The 1,829-nt window shown below is 75.7% G+C and carries 1 protein-coding gene; it reads right to left on the bottom strand.

All coding sequences use genetic code 11. The annotated features are described in order from the left end of the window. On the bottom strand, positions 1 to 1,829 hold a 1,829-nt coding region (locus tag AB1460_RS37230; RefSeq protein ID WP_368967239.1), incomplete at both ends, for a beta-ketoacyl synthase N-terminal-like domain-containing protein.

Here is a 1,829-nt window from a genome sequence, read left to right as displayed (position 1 = left end):
GATGGAGCCGAGGTAGAGGGGCTGGTTGTCGGGTCGGTTCTGGCCGTAGGTGGCGAGGAGGGCCTGGGCTTCGATGGGGTCGCCGAGGGTGGTGCCGGTGCCGTGGGCTTCGACGGCGTCGACGTCCGCGACCGACAGCCGGGCGTTGGTGAGGGCGGTGCGGATGACGCGTTGTTGGGAGGGGCCGTTGGGGGCGGTGAGGCCGTTGGAGGCGCCGTCCTGGTTGACGGCGGTGCCGCGGATGACGGCGAGGATCTGGTGGCCGTTGGCGCGGGCGTCGGAGAGTTTCTCCAGGAGCAGCAGGCCGGCGCCTTCGCCCCAGCCGGTGCCGTCGGCGGCGTCGGCGAAGGCCTTGCAGCGGCCGTCGGGTGACAGGCCCCGCTGCCGGCTGAACTCGACGAACACGGCCGGGCTGGCCATGACGGTCACGCCGCCGGCCAGCGCCAGGGTGCACTCGCCGCTGCGCAGGGCCTGGGCGGCCAGGTGCACGGCGACCAGTGACGACGAGCAGGCGGTGTCCACGGTGACTGCGGGGCCCTCGAGGCCGAAGGTGTAGGCCACCCGGCCCGAGGCCACACTGCCCGCGCTGCCGTTCCCGAGGTACGGCTCGAACTCGGCGGGCACCCGGTTGATCAGCCGAGCCGCATAGTCGCTGTACATCACGCCGGCGAACACGCCGGTGCGGCTGCCGCGCAGCGACGTCGGGTCGATCCCGGCCCGTTCGAACGTCTCCCAGGCGACCTCCAGCAGCAACCGCTGCTGCGGGTCCGTGGCCGCGGCCTCGCGCGGCGAGATCCCGAAGAACTCGGCGTCGAAGTCGGGCGCGTGATGCAGGAACCCGCCGTGGCGGGCGTACGACCTCCCGGCGGCCTCCGGGTCCGGGTCGTACAGCCGGTCGACGTTCCAGCCGCGGTCGGCCGGGAAGTCACTGACGGCGTCGACGCTGCCGGCGACCAGCTGCCACAGCTCCTCCGGAGTGGTGACGTCGCCGGGGTAGCGGCAGGCCATCGCCACGATCGCGATCGGTTCGTCGGCGTCGCCGGCTGGCCGGGTGGACGCCGGCGGCGGGTCGACGTCCTCATCGGGTGCCCCGGCCGGCCCGGCGAGCCGGAGCAGCTCGTCGCGCAGGAACCCGGCCAGCGCCGCGGGGGTCGGGTGGTCGAAGACCAGCGTGGCCGGCAGCCGCAGGCCGGTGCTGGCGCCGAGCTGGTTGCGCAGCTCCACGGAGGCCAGCGAGTCGAACCCGCTTGCCGAGAAGGCCCGGTCGGCCTGCACCGCGCTCGGATCCGGGTGGCCGAGCACCGTGGCGACCGTCGTCCGGACCAGCTCCAGGACGGGTGCCGTGCGCTCCGGCGCCGGCAGCGCGAGCAGCCGCCGGACGAGCTCGTTCGCCGGTCCGTCGTCCGACGCGGCCCGCCCGCGCCGGCGCCGCACCGGCGCGGGCACGATGCCCCGCAGCACCGGCACCGGCACCGGCACCGGCACCGGCATCGGCATCGGCGGCGCCGCTGGGCCGGTCGTCGCCCCCCCGCCGCGCAGCGCGGCCAGGTCGAAGCGGGCGGGTACGAGGAGCGGTTCCGCCCGGGTGAGCGCGCCGTCGAGCAGCGCCAGACCCAGCGGCGTCGGCAGCGGCAGCAGCCCCGCGCGGCGGATGCGGGTGCGGTCGGTGGCCGTCAGCTCGGCGGTGATGGTGCTGGTGGCCTCCCACAGGCCCCAGGCGAGGCTGGTGGCGGGGAGGCCTCCGGCCTGGCGGTGGTGGGCGAGGGCGTCGAGGTAGGTGTTGGCGGCGGCGTAGTTGGCCTGGCCGGGAGTGCCGAGGGTGCCGGCGA

The organism is Parafrankia sp. FMc2, assembly GCF_041008525.1.
Classification (GTDB): Bacteria; Actinomycetota; Actinomycetes; order Frankiales; family Frankiaceae; genus Parafrankia.
This window is presented reverse-complemented; position numbering and strand designations above follow the sequence as displayed.